General features: G+C 49.8%; 13 protein-coding genes and 1 pseudogene. 10 read left to right on the top strand and 4 right to left on the bottom strand.

Features of this window, described 5'->3' with window-relative positions:
* Window positions 1-50: 50 nt before the first annotated feature.
* Window positions 51-359 (bottom strand): transposase, encoded by a 309-nt coding sequence (locus AB1611_12465; protein ID MEW6380403.1) that lies wholly within the window; start codon window positions 357-359, stop codon window positions 51-53.
* Window positions 360-377: 18 nt separating this feature from the next.
* A pseudogene (locus AB1611_12460) lies at window positions 378-521 on the bottom strand (winged helix-turn-helix domain-containing protein).
* Between the two features lie 232 nt (window positions 522-753).
* Here AB1611_12460 and AB1611_12455 point away from each other — a divergent pair.
* A complete protein-coding gene (locus AB1611_12455) occupies window positions 754-5,163 on the top strand; it encodes a CHASE domain-containing protein (protein ID MEW6380402.1) in 4,410 nt (1,469 codons plus the stop codon).
* Window positions 5,164-5,322: 159 nt separating this feature from the next.
* On the opposite strand, the gene AB1611_12450 is transcribed toward AB1611_12455, so the two are convergent.
* The gene (locus tag AB1611_12450) at window positions 5,323-6,420 is read right to left on the bottom strand and encodes a sodium-dependent bicarbonate transport family permease (protein ID MEW6380401.1); all 1,098 of its coding nucleotides are present in this window, start codon (window positions 6,418-6,420) and stop codon (window positions 5,323-5,325) included.
* A 984-nt stretch (window positions 6,421-7,404) separates the two neighbouring features.
* Between AB1611_12450 and AB1611_12445 the strand changes: the two genes are divergently transcribed.
* Window positions 7,405-8,214, top strand: coding sequence for a glycosyltransferase (locus tag AB1611_12445; protein MEW6380400.1), 810 nt, complete (start codon window positions 7,405-7,407; stop codon window positions 8,212-8,214).
* A 66-nt stretch (window positions 8,215-8,280) separates the two neighbouring features.
* On the opposite strand, the gene AB1611_12440 is transcribed toward AB1611_12445, so the two are convergent.
* Entirely contained in the window at window positions 8,281-8,778 is a 498-nt protein-coding gene (locus AB1611_12440) for a peptidoglycan recognition family protein (GenBank protein MEW6380399.1), read from the bottom strand.
* Window positions 8,779-9,098: 320 nt separating this feature from the next.
* Here AB1611_12440 and AB1611_12435 point away from each other — a divergent pair, with 320 nt between their 5' ends.
* From AB1611_12435 to AB1611_12400, 8 genes are all read left to right on the top strand, one after another.
* On the top strand, window positions 9,099-10,352 hold the full coding sequence (locus AB1611_12435) for a sugar transferase (protein MEW6380398.1): 1,254 nt from the start codon (window positions 9,099-9,101) through the stop codon (window positions 10,350-10,352).
* Between the two features lie 177 nt (window positions 10,353-10,529).
* The gene (locus tag AB1611_12430) at window positions 10,530-11,375 is read left to right on the top strand and encodes an SLBB domain-containing protein (protein ID MEW6380397.1); all 846 of its coding nucleotides are present in this window, start codon (window positions 10,530-10,532) and stop codon (window positions 11,373-11,375) included.
* 58 nt (window positions 11,376-11,433) lie between these two features.
* Window positions 11,434-12,954 (top strand): XrtA system polysaccharide chain length determinant, encoded by a 1,521-nt coding sequence (locus tag AB1611_12425; GenBank protein MEW6380396.1) that lies wholly within the window; start codon window positions 11,434-11,436, stop codon window positions 12,952-12,954.
* A 15-nt stretch (window positions 12,955-12,969) separates the two neighbouring features.
* A complete protein-coding gene (locus AB1611_12420; GenBank protein ID MEW6380395.1) occupies window positions 12,970-13,740 on the top strand; it encodes a CpsD/CapB family tyrosine-protein kinase in 771 nt (256 codons plus the stop codon).
* A 16-nt stretch (window positions 13,741-13,756) separates the two neighbouring features.
* Entirely contained in the window at window positions 13,757-14,887 is a 1,131-nt protein-coding gene (locus tag AB1611_12415; GenBank protein ID MEW6380394.1) for an AAA family ATPase, read from the top strand.
* Window positions 14,880-15,788, top strand: coding sequence for an XrtA system polysaccharide deacetylase (locus tag AB1611_12410; protein ID MEW6380393.1), 909 nt, complete (start codon window positions 14,880-14,882; stop codon window positions 15,786-15,788). Before AB1611_12415 ends, AB1611_12410 begins: the two co-directional genes overlap by 8 nt.
* Before the next feature lie 220 nt (window positions 15,789-16,008).
* Entirely contained in the window at window positions 16,009-16,632 is a 624-nt protein-coding gene (locus AB1611_12405) for a hypothetical protein (protein ID MEW6380392.1), read from the top strand.
* A gap of 227 nt (window positions 16,633-16,859) precedes the next feature.
* A complete protein-coding gene (locus AB1611_12400; protein ID MEW6380391.1) occupies window positions 16,860-18,077 on the top strand; it encodes a citrate/2-methylcitrate synthase in 1,218 nt (405 codons plus the stop codon).
* The last annotated feature ends 234 nt before the right edge of the window (window positions 18,078-18,311 follow it).

Here is an 18,311-nt window from a genome sequence, read left to right as displayed (position 1 = left end):
CCGGCAGGTTGACGGGAAGGGAGGAGTTTGCCCTTGGTCCTCCAATATTTTCACGGTAAATAGGCAGCATTATCTCTGATGATTATGATCTTGGATGCATTGGGATAGGCATTGATGATGAGGGTATAAAACTCAATAATCCGCTTGGCATCACAATTTTCTTCACCCGTAAGATGAACAAGTGAATGAGAGTCGGGATTATATGCCCCTAAGATATTCAGTCTCTTGCGACCAGTATTGGTTTCCATCACTGGTGGATCAAGGGGATCTCCCCAGCAAAGACTGGCAATGAGCTGATGAATCAAATGCATGCCATCGATAAATAAGGTCACGGTTCCGGATTCGCTGGAGGACTTCATAGTGTGATATTTTTCAATAAATTCTCTCTGCTCCTCCTCACTGGGAGGATCGCCAGGGATAAGTTTAGGGCGGAGTAATTCCAGTCCATGCTTATGGAGCGATTGCCTTACGGCTTCAACACTATAGTCTACACCAAAGTGCTCTTTGATATAGGCTTTGATTTGCTTAACCTTTGCGAAGTATCAGAAAGTATTTAATGTAACTCATGCAATTTATATGCCCTGAAAAATCAAACTTGGACTAGTATAGAAGAAATAAAAATCAATTTCAAGCCTCTTCCCTTCCATTTCCTCCACCCCCCTTTCTTCTTGAAGAAAAGCCCGGCCCATGTCGATGGAATTATAGAGCCCCCAGTCTATCCGAGATTCTATTTCCTAAAAAGGTAAAACGGTTTTGGTAGAAAAGTCTAAAATACTTTTGAGCTTTGCCGCAGCTTTTGGTTTATTTTTGCTCCTGAGCCTGGGCATTCAGCGGTTAATTGTCTTCCCGAAATTTGAGGTGATGGAGGCAACCGAATGGTGCGCAAGCCTTGAGCGGTGTCGTCTGGCCATGCAGCGCGAGTTGGAGAGTCTGGGCCAGTTTATTACCGGCTATTCCATATGGGACGACACCTGCAGCTTTCTCGAAGAGGGCGGTCAGGAATATATCGATGAAAACTTCATGCCCTCGACCTACGAGGGAGGCCATCTCAATCTGGTCTGCCTTGCTGATAACCAGGGAAATATCAGGTACCAGGGGGTATATGACCTGGAGCTGCGGTCATTCATCACCGGGAAATCTATTCTGACCTCCCCTCTTTCCCTCTCTCACCCGCTGATGGCTGTCATAAAGCACCCGCAAGACGATGCAGGCAGTGGCCTGCTCATGACTGACCTTGGTCCGATGCTGATTGTTTCACAGCCGGTTCTCGACAGTAATGGACATGGCCCTGCCAGGGGAGTTATTGTTATGGGGCGATTTCTCAACGAGCAATTGGCCACCTTAATCGGCAGGCAGAATCGCGTGGACTTCAGCATTGCAGCCCTGCATGAGCTCCCGAAAAAAGCGCGGAAGTTTATCCCCCAGAATCTCCATGGCTACTCCTACTACCTGGTGAAACCGGAAAATGAATATCATGAGTACCTGGATATATATTCAGAGTATCCTGACCTGAACGGCAAGCCGGTCCTGCTCCTCAAGATACACCAGCCGCCTCTGATTACCAGTGAGGGCAGGCAGGCGCTCCGGCAGGCGCGCTTTTGGCTGCTGGGGCTTGGCCTCATCCTGCTGGCGGCGATCTCTGGCTGGTCGCTTCTGCCCAAAGGCAGTCTTGTCCGAAAGAATAAGGAAATTGTATCCAACCGGCTGTGGTTTGGGAAGCCGGGACTTATCGGCCTGGCCGGTCTTATCCTGACAATTGCCCTCTTCTATTCTGCCGGAAAAACAGCCCACAAGGACCTTCACGAGTATTTTGAAAAAGAAGCGGCTACCTGCATTTTCCTGCTCAGGGAGAAACTTGGTCAGGCGCTCCTGGACCTTGACGCCTTGCGCAGATTCTTTGACCGGTCTCAAGGTGTAGTGATGCGTCTGGAATTTGAAAGGTTCATCAAGCCGGTTATTGCCCAGGGCCGGGGTATTCAAGCTTTTGAGTGGATTCCCCGGATAACCGGCCAGGAGCGGGAGCGCTTTGAATTAAAAGCACAGCAGGAGGGTTTTGCTCATTTCCGATTCCGGGAAAAGAACAATCGGGGAGAGATGGTCACGGCAGCCTTTCGTGACGAGTACTTTCCGGTCTATTATCTTGAGCCTTACCAGGGTAATGAGAGAATGATCGGCTATGATCTTGGCTCAGATCCGGTAACACGCCAGGCTTTGGAAAAAGCGCGTGATACCGGAAAACCGGCGGTCACCTCCCGAATCAGGCTGGTGCAGGAAACCGGCAATCAATTCGGTTTTCTCGTCTTTATCCCCGTTTATGACCCAAAAAAACCTGTCGCTCAACTGGAAGAACGAAGAAAAGCCCTGCTGGGATTTGTTGTCGGCGTGTTCCGGCCCAGTGACTGTCTGGAAGGCGCTTTGGTCCACGCACCTCATGAAGGCATGGATTTCCTTCTTTTTGATTTATCCGCCCCGTACCGGGAACGCCTTCTGTATTCCACTGCTTTCCAGTCAGAGCGGGCATTGCCGGACTTATCCTTTGAAGAAACCTTTCCTGTGGCTGACCGGAAAATGTCGGTAGTCTGCACAGCCAAAGCTTCTTATCTCAAAGCCCACCGTTCTCTGGGGCACTGGCTGATTCTGCCTGCCGGGCTGTTTATTACCTTCCTGCTTATGCTCTATCTTCAAACTCTTCATCATCAGGCAAGGAAAACCGAAGAGCTCGTCAATCTGCGGACAGCGGAACTCCAGATGCTGTTAGACAATATCGAAACCCAGATATGGTATCTTATGGATGCTAAAACCTGCGGCAGGGTCAATCGCGCCCGCGCGGACTTTCTTGGCCGGGAAATCAGGGATATTGAATATCGGAATATCTATGACCTGCTTCCTCATGATGAGGCAGAAGCCTGCCTGTCCGGAAATAACCTCCTGTTCCAGGAAAAAAGGCAGATGCGCACCGAAGAATGGGTAACCAATGGCCGTGGGGAAAGACGCCTGTTATCCATTGTCAAAACACCGAAACTGAATGCTGCCGGACAGGTCGAATACATTGTCTGCTCGGCTGAGGATATTACCGAACAAAGGATAATTGAAGAGCAGCTCAGAAAGGCCAAGGAGGAGACCGAGGCAGCCAACTGGCTGCTTAAGGAATCGATTGACCGGGCCAATGACCTGGCTGTCCAGGCTGAAGCAGCCAATAAGGCCAAGAGTGAATTTTTAGCCAACATGAGCCATGAGATCAGGACTCCCATGAATGGGGTAATCGGTATGACCGGGCTTTTGCTCGATACGGATCTCTCGCCGGAGCAGCGCCAGTACGCCGATATCGTACGCAGCAGTGCCGAGTCGCTGCTGGCCCTCGTCAATGACATTCTCGATTTTTCCAAAATTGAGGCCAGCAGGCTGGAGCTTGAGATTATCGATTTTGACCTGGTGGTTGCCCTGGATGAGCTGAGCGATATACTGAGTTTTAAAGTCCAGGAAAAGGGCCTTGAATTTGTTTCTCTTATCGACCCGCACGTGCCCACGCTCCTTCGGGGAGACCCTGGCCGACTGCGCCAGATTCTGATTAATCTGGCTGGAAATGCCATCAAGTTTACTCACCAGGGCGAGATAATCATCCGGGTAAAGCTCGATGAGGAGGATGACCGTAAGGCTACCCTGCGCTTTGAGGTCAGTGATACCGGGATAGGCATTGCCAGGGAGCGGATTGAAAAGCTCTTCAGACCATTTACCCAGGCTGATTCCTCAGTCAGCCGCCAATATGGGGGAACAGGGCTTGGCTTATCCATATCCAAGCGCCTCAGCGAGATGATGGGTGGCCGGATCGGTGTGGTCAGCGAGGAGGGGAAAGGCTCTACTTTCTGGTTTACCATTGTCCTGGACAAGCAGACAGAGCCAAAACCTTACCGGGAAATAGCCGACCTGAGCGGGCTTCGTCTTCTCGTGGTGGACGACCATCCAGTCAATAGATGCCTTCTGGTCGAGTTGCTCCGGGCTCGAAAGTGCCTGTGCGAAGAAGCGGTTGACGGTTATTCGGCCCTCGAAAAGCTCCGGCTGGCAGCTCAAGAGGGAAAACCCTTCTCTATGGCTATCCTGGATATGCAAATGCCGGGGATGAGCGGCGAGGAGCTTGGAAAAAAAATCAAACAGGACTCTCTCCTGCGCGAAACGATCCTGATCATGATGACTTCGATCGGCAAACGTGGAGATGCAGCCAGGCTTGATCAGATCGGGTTTGCCGCTTATCTTACCAAGCCTGTTCAACAATCCCGGTTTTTTGATGCTCTTTCCCTGGCTCTGGGGAGAAAGAATCCACCTTGTAACCAAAAGGAAGAAAGCCTGGTTACCAAATACACCGTTGAGGAGAACAACCGCCGCAAGATCCGCATCTTGCTGGCTGAGGATAATATAACCAATCAGAAGGTAGCCCTGGCTATCCTGAATAAACTGGGGTACAGGGCCGATGCTGTGGCTAATGGCCGGGAGGCACTCAAAGCCCTTGAGTCGATTCCCTATGACCTGGTGCTCATGGATTGCCAGATGCCGGAAATGGATGGATATGAAGCTACCCGCATCATACGCCATCCCTCATCAGCCGTGCTCAATCACCATATTCCCATTATCGCCATGACTGCCCAGGCTATGACCGGGGATCGGGGGAAATGCCTTGAAGCGGGTATGGACGACTACATTTCCAAACCGGTCAATCCACAGGCCCTGGCCAAGGTGCTTAAAGACTGGGGGAAAAAGAGCAGACCAAGTCAGGAGCAGATCAGGGAAGATGAAGAAAAGAAAAAGCCGCTAATTCAGGTATTCGATCGGGGAGATTTTATGAGCCGTTTTCTGGGCGATGAGGATCTGGCCATGATCCTCATCGAGGGGTTTCTTCAAGATGCTCCCCGGCAGATAGCCAGGTTGAAACAAGCCCTGGCCAGCGGGGATGCATTCCTGGTTCATCTTCAGGCCCACACGATCAAGGGCATAGCTGCCAACCTCAGTGCACTCTCCCTGAAAGAGACGGCGTATGACATGGAAACGGCGGCCAAGAAAGGAGACCTTGCCAAGGTCGCACACCTTTTGCCCCACCTGGAGAAGGAGTCCGAGACCTTGAAGGAAACCCTTGTTCAGGTATTGGCTGATAAGCATGGTCTTCCTGGGTAACTACTCGGGGTTGTTGAGGCTGTGGAAGGTTCCTCTTGGCCGGGATCTCCGACATGATCTGCAATGGTCGATGATTCCATTCCCGCTGCCTCATGCAGGCAGCGGGATTCTGTAAGCTTAACCGGGAAAATTCCCGGCAGCGCATCGTATCTCCTTCTTTCACCCTTCCTGCCGGGCTTCATTCCACCGAAGCCTTCTGAGCGACCGGAGCCTTGGCAGGGCAAACAGCCCTCCAATCACGATAATCAAATACCAGGTCAAGAGTAATCCTATCAGGTATGGGTTTCCCTGAATGGCATGGAGTGACTGGGCCAGGATCGTATAGAGCTGAATCCCTATGAGGATGTTCCAGGGCAGGGTAATTCCCAGTGATACCGTGAGGGTCGTAGCTATGGCCTCCGGGGAAACGAGCTTGCCCATGACCGCGGTTGAAGCTACATACGAGGCCGATGCGCTCAGGGTGCTTACGATAACCACATTTCCGATGCCCAGGCCGAAAAGCGTGCCCACGAGCCCTCCAAGGGTACCCCCGCAGACAGCCATAAGAATGCCAAAGGGAATCAGCCGTAAGCCGCTTTGGCGCAGATGTCCGAGGTTGACCCCGGTTTGATGCCCCATGTCGAAGAGGAAATAGGCCAATACTCCCTCGAAGGGAGTGACAAGAAGAAAATCGAATCGATGGACCAGTCGATGGCCGAGAAGAAAGCCGAGAATCAGGGTACACAAGAGCACGAGAATGTCCCGGTCACCGAAAGTGTCCTTCAATGATTTGAGGCCGCCGCCGAGCATTGAGGCCCCGATAAGAATAGCAGGAACTTCCATGAGGGCCAGCCAGGCTGAGGTGGACGGTGCATAGGAAATGCCACGGTTTTGCAGAAATGCTTGCGCTGCGGCAAAAGTGCCTACGCTGACTGAGCCAAAGTGCGTGGCAATGCTGATTCGTGTTTCCCTGTCCGTGATCTGGATGCACGATAGCGCAAGCAGGGTAATGATAAAAAGAAGCAGGGCCAATCCGAAACTGAAGATAGCCGGGACCGTGAGGCTGCCCAAGCCCTCGTGGGCAATTTCAGCCCCGCCGATCAATCCGATATGAACAAGCAGGTAAAGGACGACAGCCGGATGCAGTATCTCTCTGACTCTTTGCCACGTCTCGAAGCACCGGCTGCCCGGTGAATTGCGCTCTCCAAACCGCGTGGAAACCATTTGAAGTAAAATACCCGCTAAAAAACTCCCAATCAATACCATGAGTATAACCATGATGAAAAGCTCCTTGTGTCTTTCATAACCTTGTAAAAAATACTGATGACGCTATCCTGAAAATTAATCAAACGCTGTTTATAGAGAAAAACTATCTTCTGTTAGCTTATGGGCAAATATAAAAAGAATACTTCTTTCTTCGTAAATAAACAGGGAAGTGTACATATTCCGGTTGGATAGGTATCCCGTGGACAAATGGTATCGATCGATTGGCAGTCTGCTCGATGAGCACAAGTCAAACCGATCTCCAGACCCCGATCAGGAAGAAAGGAGAAGCCCATAACAGGGAAAAAAATTTTTTATTTTAGGTATTTTTATTGGTATGCATCATCGAATTTTTGGTTGGGAAAACAGGCAGGCATGGTAATCAGGGCGTGAAAGGAAAACATGGGACACTCTGTTTCTTCGATTGTAGACATCTTTATACCTCCTATAAATGAGTGGTTAATAAAATAATGCTATAACGATAGACGAATATATATCCTATCGGCAGAATCCTTGTATGAGAAGGATCCCATTGGCCTTCGAAAAAAAATTTAGAATATTATACCAACTGAGGTTTATTCATGTCAAGCGAAATGAAGCATTCGCTACCGGACACTTTTTTTCAATTCCTGTAATCAACCGCGAATGCACACGAATAGACGCTAATAAATTCTTTTGATTTGCCTTCATTATCGAGTCCTCTTTGTTCAGTTCGCGTTCATTCGCGTTCATTCGCGGTTGCTACCTCAAAAGTGTCCGGTAGAGAGATGAAGCATTAATTCCTGGACACCTTTTATTCCTGCTGCCGCTATAACTACTTTACACATATTTTATGCAATATCTAATACAAAAAAGCCGACACAAGTACGTAATATTTATGAGATGCGGATTATCCATATGGCATGATGGCACGACGGCATGGATTCATCAGGCGCAAGTTACCAAATTTGTTGGTATAGTAACCATGAACCACAACAAAGGCCCTAAAACCGAGGGAAGATGAAAGCAGAAGCACGGTACCTGGAACCAATCCAGTCCATGGAGGAAAAAAGCTCTCCCAAGCCGGATATTTTTCTCTCGGTAATCATTTCCGCCTTTAATGAGCAGGACCAGATCGATGATACTCTGAACATTGTCAAAGACTACCTGCAGAACCAGGTTTTCAATTCGGAAATCATGATCGTTGATGGAGGCAATTACGACCGGACTACGGAGGTTATCAAAAAGCCGGGCCGTTATGTCTATGAGTTCAAAGAACAAAGATCGAGCAGGGTCAAGAGAAGTATCGAAACCCTTGGGCAGGGATTTTCCCTGTCCCGGAGTATACTTCGAACCCGGGGAAAGTACATCCTCTGTACGGATGAGGAATTGTCGGTCCCCATCTTTGAGGTGGAAAAAATGTGGCCTCATGTTCAGGCTGGAATAGACGTGGTTCTCGCTTTTCCGAAGGACGGGATCAAGGAGCCCTTTCCTCCATTTGCAGGAAGGAAGCTGGGGAGGCATGCGGTCAAGACACTGGCCTGGTTTACATCGATCATGGGGACCCGGTGCAGGCAGTGCAAGTTCAAGCTCTTCAGGCGGGAGGCGGCCAGATGTATTGCCAGAGCCCAGAAGCTTTATGGCCGCAGCTTTGATATCGAGCAGCTCTATCTGGCCTGGGCTATGGGATTTTCAATTAAAGAGGTTCCGGTAGAATGGTGTCCCCCGCAGAGGGTACGGGCAAACAGACAGAATGATCCCGGCGATTCAGTCCGCCTGCTGGCGGATGTTCTCAGAGTCCTTTATACCCACTGGGATTTGAAACGGTAAGCGAAGTGATCAGGTATCGGTTTCTCATTATCAGCCATCTGCCTCCAATTTTTTACTGGCCACTGATCACTTCCCCTGCCAGGCAGTGAAAATTTTGCGAATCAGCTCTATATCAATATTGGGACAGCTTTTCACCTGGCTGAACTCATAGTGGGCGTAAATATCGTGACAGCAGAGAGCATATCTTTCACTGAGGCTGGTCAGCAGTTCGGGCAGCGCACAATACAATTGCCTGGCTGAAAACAGCCGCTTTCCTACCAGACAGACTCCCAGGCTGTCGTGGTTTTGGCCATAACAATGGGCACCCTCCTCCTCCTCGCTCCTTCCCGGCTCAATGCAGCCATCCAGTTCGGCCTGGTACTCTCCCGGCTTGATAAATCCGTTCAGGATCAGATAATGATAACCGATTTTCCGGAAAGGGTTCCGCTCGTATACTTCGGTTCCCGATGGCCAGGCTAATGAAATCAGGGGATTTCCCCGCCCGGTATGCAGATCGTCTACCAGCCGTGCATCGCCAAACTCGCTGTCGGTGCAATGAACAATTATCCTGCTGATTTTTCTCATTTTTCCCCTCCGCTGCGTAACCGTGTGAATCTTACGTTGCATTAAAGGTTATCCTCAGTTTTTCACGATTATAGGGGTAAGTGAAAGTGAGTGCTTCATTGTACCTTAAAGGTGAAAGGTATGACAAGAATAAAACCTGAAAGTCACCGCCTGAAATAAAAAGTATATTCAAGCCGAACAGTTGCTTGATAGAAATGTAAAAACAGAGATTCATGAAAAATTACGTGCTTTCAAATACATCCAGTGACTGTTTTCTATACTTGATCGGCGACTTGCCAATTCTCTTTTTCTCTCTGCAATTTTGGTTTGGAGGATACCGGATGGCTGTGCGGATTTTCCCCTGGCTTGTCCCCTGTTACCTGCTGTTCTTTTTTATCTGCGATCTCTTTGATGTCAGGGTATGCCGAAGACCGAAAGTACTTGCTCAGCGGATCATCAGCGCCTTTATGATCCCTATGGTTCTTGTGGTTATCTATTCTCTGGTTAGCCTCGATACCACACTGCTGCGGCAATTTCTTCCTCCGTGGGGAATGGCACTGCTCTTTGTTCTTCTCTGGCGACTGGCCGCCGGGGAACTTCTTCCCTCGATCAGCTTTCCCCGAAGGGTTCTTATTATCGGAAATACCTTCAATGGCCGGAAGCTGGCGCAGGCACTGAGGGAGCACACCCCAGGGAAATACCATTTTCTCGGAATTGTGGAATCGGAGGATAAACTCTCCTCCCTGGAAATGGAAAGTGATACCGACGTTCTGGGGAAAGTCGGTGACTTGCCTCAAATCGTGGATCGATACAGGCCGCAGGTTATGGTTATTGCCCTGGATGAACGCAGGGAAGCCTTTTCCTCAGAGCGATTCCTGGACTATAAACTCCAGGGTCTTGAAGTCTACGATGCTCCTGACTTTTACGAGCGGGTCACCGGCAAGATCCTGATCAACCGGCTTCGTCCAAGCTGGCTCCTGTTTACCTGCGGTTTTCACAGCCAGGGTATGATTCGAATAGTCAAACGGCTCCTGGATATCATTCTTTCGAGCCTGTTGCTCATCCTCACTTCTCCGGTTATCCTGCTCTCTGCCCTGCTGATCAGACTTGATTCGGAAGGGCCGATCCTCTTCAGACAGGAAAGAGTGGGAGAAAGGGAGAAAATTTTCAAATTGTATAAGTTCCGGACCATGAGAGCTGATGCAGAACAACAGACCGGCCCGATCTGGACGAAAAAAAATGACCACCGGATTACCCGCATCGGCCGGTTCCTCCGGCAGACCCGCATCGATGAGCTTCCTCAACTGGTCAATGTCTTCAAGGGAGAGATGAGCCTGGTAGGCCCCCGTCCGGAGCGGCCGTTTTTTGTTCAGAAACTGGATAGAGTCATTCCGTATTACAAACAACGGCTCATTGTCAAGCCCGGAATCACCGGCTGGGCAGCGGTCAATTACCGCTACTGCGGCACTCTGCGGGAAACTGGAGAAAAACTCGGCTACGATCTGTTTTACATTAAACATATGTCGCTTGCTCTTGATTTTTTTATTGCTCTAAAAACCATCAATATCATTCTCTTTAGAAAAGGAGCTTTGTGAGTGGTCAGTGGTCAGTGAAGAGGAGTCAGGAGTCAGAAGTCAGGAGTCAGGAGTCAGAAGTCAGGAGTCAGAAGTCAGAAGTAATGATATTGCCCTATATGCCCTGAGAGGGCGAAGCTATGCTATCTGACCAGGCGCAAGGGAGAGACCTGGTCAGGAGAGGAGGGATAGGAAAGCATGAAGAAGGTACGGGTTTTTGGGGAGACCGGGGTTGGCATCTGGTTATTTATGATTCTCTTCCTGCATGCTTACACGGGTTTCTGTGCTGCTTCGGATGGGGAGCCGTATCTGATCGGGGTTGAGGATGAGCTATCCATCTCGGTCTGGGACAATGAGCATCTGACCCGCACGGCAGTAGTCCGTCCTGATGGAAAGGTGTCTTTTCCCCTGCTGGGGGATATTCAGGCCGCGGGCTTTACTCCGCAAGAGATGGCCGACAGTATTCAAACACAATTAACCCGGTTCGTCAATCAGCCGACGGTTACAGTAACTGTCAGTAATATCAATAGCTTAAAGGTTTATGTTTTCGGGGAGGTCAAAAAGCCGGGTATGGTGACCCTCAAGCGAAGGACAACTGTCCTGCAGCTTTTATCGCTCATCGGAGGAGTCCTGGATACGGCTGACCTCGGAAGGGCATCCCTGATCCGGAATGACCGTGCGGTTGAGGTGGACTTCTACCAACTGTTAAAGGAGGGTGACCTGAGCCAGAATATTGAGCTCAAGACCGATGACACGATTTTTATCCCCGACAATTTTAACGCCAGAATTACCGTGGTTGGCGAGGTTAAAAATCCCAAGGTCATCCATTTCCGGAAAGAGCTGACCGCTATGGATGCTATTCTGGAGGCTGGAGGATTCACCGAATTTGCCAGAATCGACCGGGTCAAGATTTCCCGTCGCCGGGAAAATTCTTTTACTACCATTCAGGTCAATTTCAAAGCTCTGCTGAGGAAAGCGAATCCCGAGATGAATGTATCCTTAATGCCCGGTGACACAATCTTTGTTCCGGAATCCCTGCTGTGAAGCGCATGACAGTCATAACGCCGAAAGGAATATCAGCACAGGCGGGGAATAAAATTTCATGGGAAAAGAAACATTAAAGTATTATTTCCAGATTTTTCGGTATCATAAAATGGTCTTTCTCGGCTGTTTCTCGCTGAGCCTGCTTCTGTCGATCGCCGGCAGTTTTCTTCTCCCCCGGCGCTACCGGTCTCAATGTACGGTCATGCTTGAAGTCAAAACCATTGAAAATCCTCTTGCCCAGAACAGGCAGACCAGCGTGGACCCGGAGCAGATAAAGACCATCCGTAACCTGATTCTCAGCAATAACCGGCTCGGCAGGGTAATCACGAGCCTCGGTCTGGCTCATCGCAGTCAAAATCCCTCCGGGCTTGAAAGCTCCCTTGAGCTTGAAAGAATGGTCAATCAGATCAGGGATAATATTGTCATCGACAGCATCGGCACCGGCCTTTTCACTATTACCTATACGGGGGAAGAGCCGCATCAGGTCCGGGACATTACCAATACCTTAGCCAGGATGTTCATCGAGGAAAATCTGGAGCTGACCGGGAGCCAGGCCCAGGTCGAGTATAATTTTGTCCGCAGGCAGCTCAAAGAATACAAGGAAAGGCTGGAGAGCTCGGAAAAGGCCCTCAAAGAATTCAAGGAAAAAAATATCGGCCAGATGCCGGGAGAGGCAAATATTAACCTCACTCACCTCCAGAAGCTTCAGGACGAATTCACCGAGGTTAAATTAAAAGCCAGGGAATTGGAACAAAAGCGGACGATCCTGCAAAAACAATTGGCTGAGGAGCAGCCATCAATCGTGGCCTTTGTCCAGAGAGAAGACCGGATCAGGCAGCTTCGGATTCAACTGGCTGAGTTATCATCCAGATATACGGAAAACTATCCTGATGTCATCAAGCTGAAAGCAGAGATGGAGAAAGAAAAGGCGTCCGCCGCTCAGCAGAAAAGCAAACCAAAGCCCGAAGTGAATGGCCCTTCTCAGGAAACCTCGATCATTAACCCGATCTATCAAAAACTTAAGGAAGAGGTCAACAATATCGAGGTTGAAATAAACCTTCTTCAGACCAGGCGGCAGGAGCTTGAAAAAGACATTGCCGTTTACGCTGGCCGGGTGAGCTCTATTCCAGCCCAGGAAGAGGAACTGGCCAGACTGACCAGGGATAACAAGGTCAACGAGGAAGCCTATGAAACACTGCTCAAGCGCCTGGCACAGATTCACATGGTCAGGGAGATGGAAAAAACCGCTCACCAGAGCCGGTTTAAAATTCTCGACCCGGCCCGCCTCCCCCTGAGGCCTATTGCCTATAATCCCTGGCAGATTACCCTGATCTGCATCATTCTGTCTCTGGCCACAGGTCTTGGATCTCTGGTGGGCTTTGAGTACCTCTGTCGCACAGTCAAGGACGAGAGCGATATTCAGGATAATCTGCATATCCCGGTGGTGGCTAATATACCCCTGGTATTTACTCTGGAAGAGAAACAGCGGCACAAGCGCTGCCAGGTTATCCACGGGGTGATAGTTATCTTTTGGGTGTTATTGATCCTTTTTTCCTTAATGCGAAATGTGTTTCAATAATAAAGGAAAATCACTATGAGCTTTATTGAGCGGGCTCTGGAGCGAGCAGCCCAGGAGCGGAAAAAAAATGAGTCCATATCAGCCATAGGCCACATACCATCCAGGCCATCCCCTGACTTTCATGAGCTTGATCCCCGGATTCAGGCCATGATGCAGGACCGTACCGATGCCTTCGAACAGTACAAGGTGCTGCGGACCATGATCCTGAACGCCGGCCAGCAAAACGGCGAGCGGCTGTTCCTGGTCACCAGTGCCGCTGTAGGGGAGGGGAAGACCACCACCTCGGTGAATCTGGCCATATCCATTGCCCAGGGCTTGCAGGAAACGGCGCTGCTGATCGACTGCGATATGCGAAATCCTCAGGTTCACCGCATGCTCGGCGTGGAACAGGTTTTTGTCGGACTGGCAAACTTTCTCCGGAATGAGGTGAATCTAGCCGAGGCCCTGGTCAAGACCGCAATCCCCAAGCTGAGCCTGCTGCCGGCCGGGCCGATCCCTCAAAACCCTTCCGAGCTGATTAACAGTCGCAGAATGTCCCTGCTCCTCCAGGAAGCCAAGGAGCGGTACCCGAACCGCTTTGTCATTGTTGACTCGCCGCCGATCAATCAGTTTACCGATGCCCTTATTCTATCACTGAAGGTGGATGGCGTGCTGCTGGTCGCACGGGCAGGTAAAACCCGAATGGTCGCCCTGGAATCAGCCGTGGCCAAACTGAAAAAGGCCAATCTGATGGGCATTGTCCTGAACAGGACGGACCGGCCAAGTTCCAATTATTATTACTATTAGATCACCAGGATACGTCATGTACAAAAATTTTTACCAGTTAGCAGAAAACCCTTTTAACCTTACACCTGATCCGCAGTACCTCTATCTCAGCTCAATTCATAAGCGGGCAATAGCATATCTTCATTACTCTCTGGAGGCAAAAAAGGGATTTTCCGTAATAACCGGCGAAATCGGCGCGGGAAAGACCATGGTGACCAAGGCGATTGTCAGCCAGTTTCGGGATCGGGCCAGGATTGCCCATATTACCAATCCAAGCTCCGACCCTCAGCAACTGCTTCGGATGATTGCCCGGGAGTATGAGATACCGAAACCCTCCGCTTCCCTGGCAAGGGTAGATATCTTGGAGATGATTCATGCCTATTTGCTCCAGCAATATGCGGCTGGATCAAAAGCAGTATTGATTATCGATGAAGCCCAGCGGCTGCTGGTCCAGTCGATGGAGGAAGTTCGCCTTTTGTCAAACCTGGAAACGGAAAAAGATAAACTGATCCATATCATTCTCGTCGGGCAGCCGGAGCTGCGTGAGATTCTGGATTCTCCCCACCTGCGACAGTTCAGGCAAAGAGTCAGCGTCTGGTTTCATATCCTCCCCTTGAGTCTGAAAGAAACCGGAGAATATATTCAGCATCGGCTGGCAGTGGCCGGATGCCCCAGAAATCCTTTCTCCAAAGGAGCTGTAAAGTGCATCTTCCATGCCTCAGGCGGTATCCCCCGGATTATCAACATTATATGTGATGCTGCCCTTTTGGCCGGGTATGTAGAGCAAAAACACACCATCAGGACCTGGCTTGTTGACAAGGTCCTCATGGAGCTCCCTGTGAAGGGGAAAGAGGGGGGAGAGAAAAAATTCGCCCCCTTCAGGCTGTGGAAGTCAAGCGAAGACAGGATGGGGCATCTTCCTTCGGTGCGTCAGGACCTTGAGCTGCTTTCTCAGGGAGTAAATTCCCTCTACCGGAACTACTTGCAGAAAACATGCACGAGTGGGCAAAACCTGCCCTGCTTTCCCGATGATTTATCTTCCATAAAAAACCCGGAGCTTAAGGACGTCGTTATCCTGACTCAGATCGTTTCTCTCTCCATGATGATTGATGCAGTGCAAAGGCAAATCAATGAAGATTTCACGAAAGCCAGGGATAATCATGATTAATGCCCTGTCAATCGATATGGAAGAATACTTTCAGGCCAAAGTCATGGAGTCGGTTATCCAGTTTCAGGAATGGTCGAAGCAGGAAAGCCGTCTCCGGTCCAATGTGCATCGGCTCCTGAATATATTTCAAAAGTTTCGTATCCGGGCCACCTTTTTTATCCTGGGATGGAATGCCGAACGATATCCCGAACTGGTAGAGGAGATCCATCGGGAAGGGCATGAAATCGCCTGTCATGGATATAAGCACATGGATATTTACCGGCAGACTCCGGAGGAATTCCGGGCTGACATTGAGCGCAGCAGGCGGGCTCTGGAGCAGATTACTCATCTGGCAATCCGGGGATACCGGGCCCCTACCTTTTCCATCCGCCAGGATACCCTCTGGGCCCTTGATATCCTTATTGAGCAGGGATTTCGCTATGATTCCAGCATTTTCCCCATTTTTCACGACCGATACGGCATTCCTGACTCCCCCCGCTTCCCTTACCGGATCAGGACCCCGAAAAATAAATCCATCCGGGAATTTCCTCTGTCCACCGTCAGCCTTCTGGGACAGAATTTTCCCATCGCCGGAGGGGGGTACTTTCGCCTCCTGCCCTATTCGCTGATTTATCGCGCTCTGCTCCAGGTGAATCACACGGAAAGACGCCCGGCAGTTATCTACCTTCATCCCTGGGAGCTTGATCCGGGGCAGCCCCGTCTGCCCATTGGGCCGGTCAACCAGTTCCGGCACTATCTTAACCTGCACACAACAGAAAAAAAGCTCATCCGTCTGCTGCAGGACTTTCATTTCGCCCCCCTGGGAGAAATCCTGGCCAGGGAGGAGAGAAAGGTGAGCCTGCCCCTGGTCCAGATATGTGAGGAGCCCAGGGAAGTCCTGGAAGGCTGGAAATCCTCCTGATTACCCTCATCCAAAGCCCGTCCCTGGGTATACCCCTTACCATCGGCTATTCAAACAGCAGAAATTCGTAACTATTACTGTAACCCGTCGTCTATAATAAGAATTAAAATTCTGGTTAACCGAAGGGGGGATGTTTATTTAATAATAAGTTACTATTTGGGGTAATCTATATTTTAATGACTATTGGTAATACCTAAAATTTTTCAGGGGGGATATCGTAATGTCAAAAATTATAGACAAAAAAATCACTGGTATACTTTTTACTGTTATAAGTGTTTTGGTTATTCCCATGCTTCTTGAAGCCGCAGGTTATCATGGCGGAAGGTATGATGACCTGTTTGCAGGCTGGAACAATGGACGCGGTGGCGGTGGGAGTTACAACAGTTATACGGCATTGATGAATGATTACACCACGGTAAATAACACTACCGTAGTAAATTACGAACCTTCATTATATCTGACGGACCTGGATTCAACCTATCAGCCGTTATTGTATCAACCATCCGTATATGTGACAAACTACGATCCATTTTGCAATGGGCCAGGTTTCGGATACCAATGGAGATGGGGATGGGGACACCGGTTAGCCGATGATTATTCTGGAAATGCGGTTACCGTATCCACCTGGGGAGTTTCCCCTGATTATTCATATTCTCCGTTCAATTATAAGGCAACACTGCCATACTCTGCCATTCCCTCTTCGAGCTTCAATTATAATTCTCCCAATGGACAGAATTATACTATCAGCCAGAATTACAACTTCTTTGTGTTCGGAGATAATTTTACGAATACGCTCACACCAGGCCTTGCCTGGAATACATCTCCTTCCTCTACTGGCTACTAGAACATACTTCCTGTCTTCATTTCAAGGTGAATGCTGCAATGATTTAGCCACCGGATGGTGAGCCGGTGGCTAAATCATGAGAATCCATCTTTTTTTCTTTCCTCAGAGTCCCGGCTTGTTATGGCTTTGATTTTGGTTTTGATTTTATGGTATAGTTTTATCCACACGCCAAGAAGCTGGATTATCTGCCCACGTAACTGCTGCAAAGGCAAGGAAAGGAGAAGTATATGGAATGTATGGACAACCAGGGGAATGTCAATATGGTGAGTATCGAGAAGCCCAAAGGAGAACAGCCGAAAGTGGAGGACAATTACCGCCCCGGGCTTGAAGGAGTTATCTGCAATAAGTCTTCCGTCAGCCATGTCGATGGCCTGCAGGGGATTCTGGAGTACCGAGGTATCAATATCAGGGAACTGGCAGAAGAAAGCTGTTTTGAGGAAACCGCCTACCTGCTCCTCTATTCGCATCTGCCATCGGAGCGGGAATTCAACCAGTTCAAGACCCTGCTGACCAAATCCCGGTATATCTCCAATACGATCCGCGAGGCAATTACCCATTTTCCCGTGGGCATGCATCCCATGATCGCCCTCCAGACGGCTACCGCTCTTCTCCAGGGCGAGGACTATTACGCTGACGATGTGTGCTCCTCCCGTCACAACTTGAGGCGGGCTATTTCACTCATTGCCAGAATGCCCACGATCCTGGCCGCCTTTGAACGCCATCGCAACGGGGAAGAGCCGATTCCACCCCAATCCAAATACAATCATGCGGAAAACCTCCTCTACATGCTGACCGGAAACCCGCCGAATCCGGAAGCGGCCCGGGTCCTGGATAAGGCCCTGATCCTGCATATGGAGCATACCATGAATGCCTCGACCTTTACGGCCAGAGTCATCGGCTCCACGCAGGCCAGCATTTACTCTGCAATTTCCGGGGCTGTCGGAGCCCTGAGCGGCTCACTCCACGGCGGTGCCAATGAGCGGGTCATCCGAATGCTCTATTCGATCGGACATCCGGATAACGTGGAATCTTTCGTGGATGAAAAACTCAACGCCAAGGCCAAAATCATGGGTATCGGACACCGGGTCTACAAGACCAAAGATCCGAGGGCAGATGTTCTCCAAAGCCTTATTCCCGAACTGCTCGATGCCTTCCCCGGCGAGGAAGTCAAAACCCTCTACAAAATCGCTCTGAAACTGGAAGAGATTGTTGATAAGAAACTGTCCCATAAGAACCTGTGCCCGAATGTGGACTTTTATTCCGGCATTGTCTATGAATGCCTGGGCATTCCCATTGATCTTTTCACCTGCCTGTTTGCCATCTCCCGAGTTGTCGGCTGGGCAGCGCACTGGCTGGAGCAGGTACAGGATAACCGGATATTCCGTCCCACCCAGCAGTACATCGGCGACCATAACCGGCCGTATATACCCATAAAGGAGCGGTAGAATAAGGCAGGGGGAAATAAGCTTTTGGATGTAATCGCACTTCACCCGAAAGGCGGAGTTAAATCTCCGCCTTTGGATTTTTATATGAGGACTTATCATGCCTACTACTCACTACCGGACACATTTTCATAATCTTGCCTCAAAGGCATGATAAAATAATACAGGGATAGGTAATTCCTGGTTCAATAGATAATTATAGAAGCGTAAGCCGAGCTGAAAAAGGCTCAGATCACA

The sequence above is a fragment of the bacterium genome (genome assembly GCA_040755755.1).
Classification (GTDB): Bacteria; SZUA-182; SZUA-182; order DTGQ01; family DTGQ01; genus DTGQ01.
Note: the sequence above shows the minus strand (reverse complement) of the source record. Positions and strands in the feature narration are given on the sequence as shown.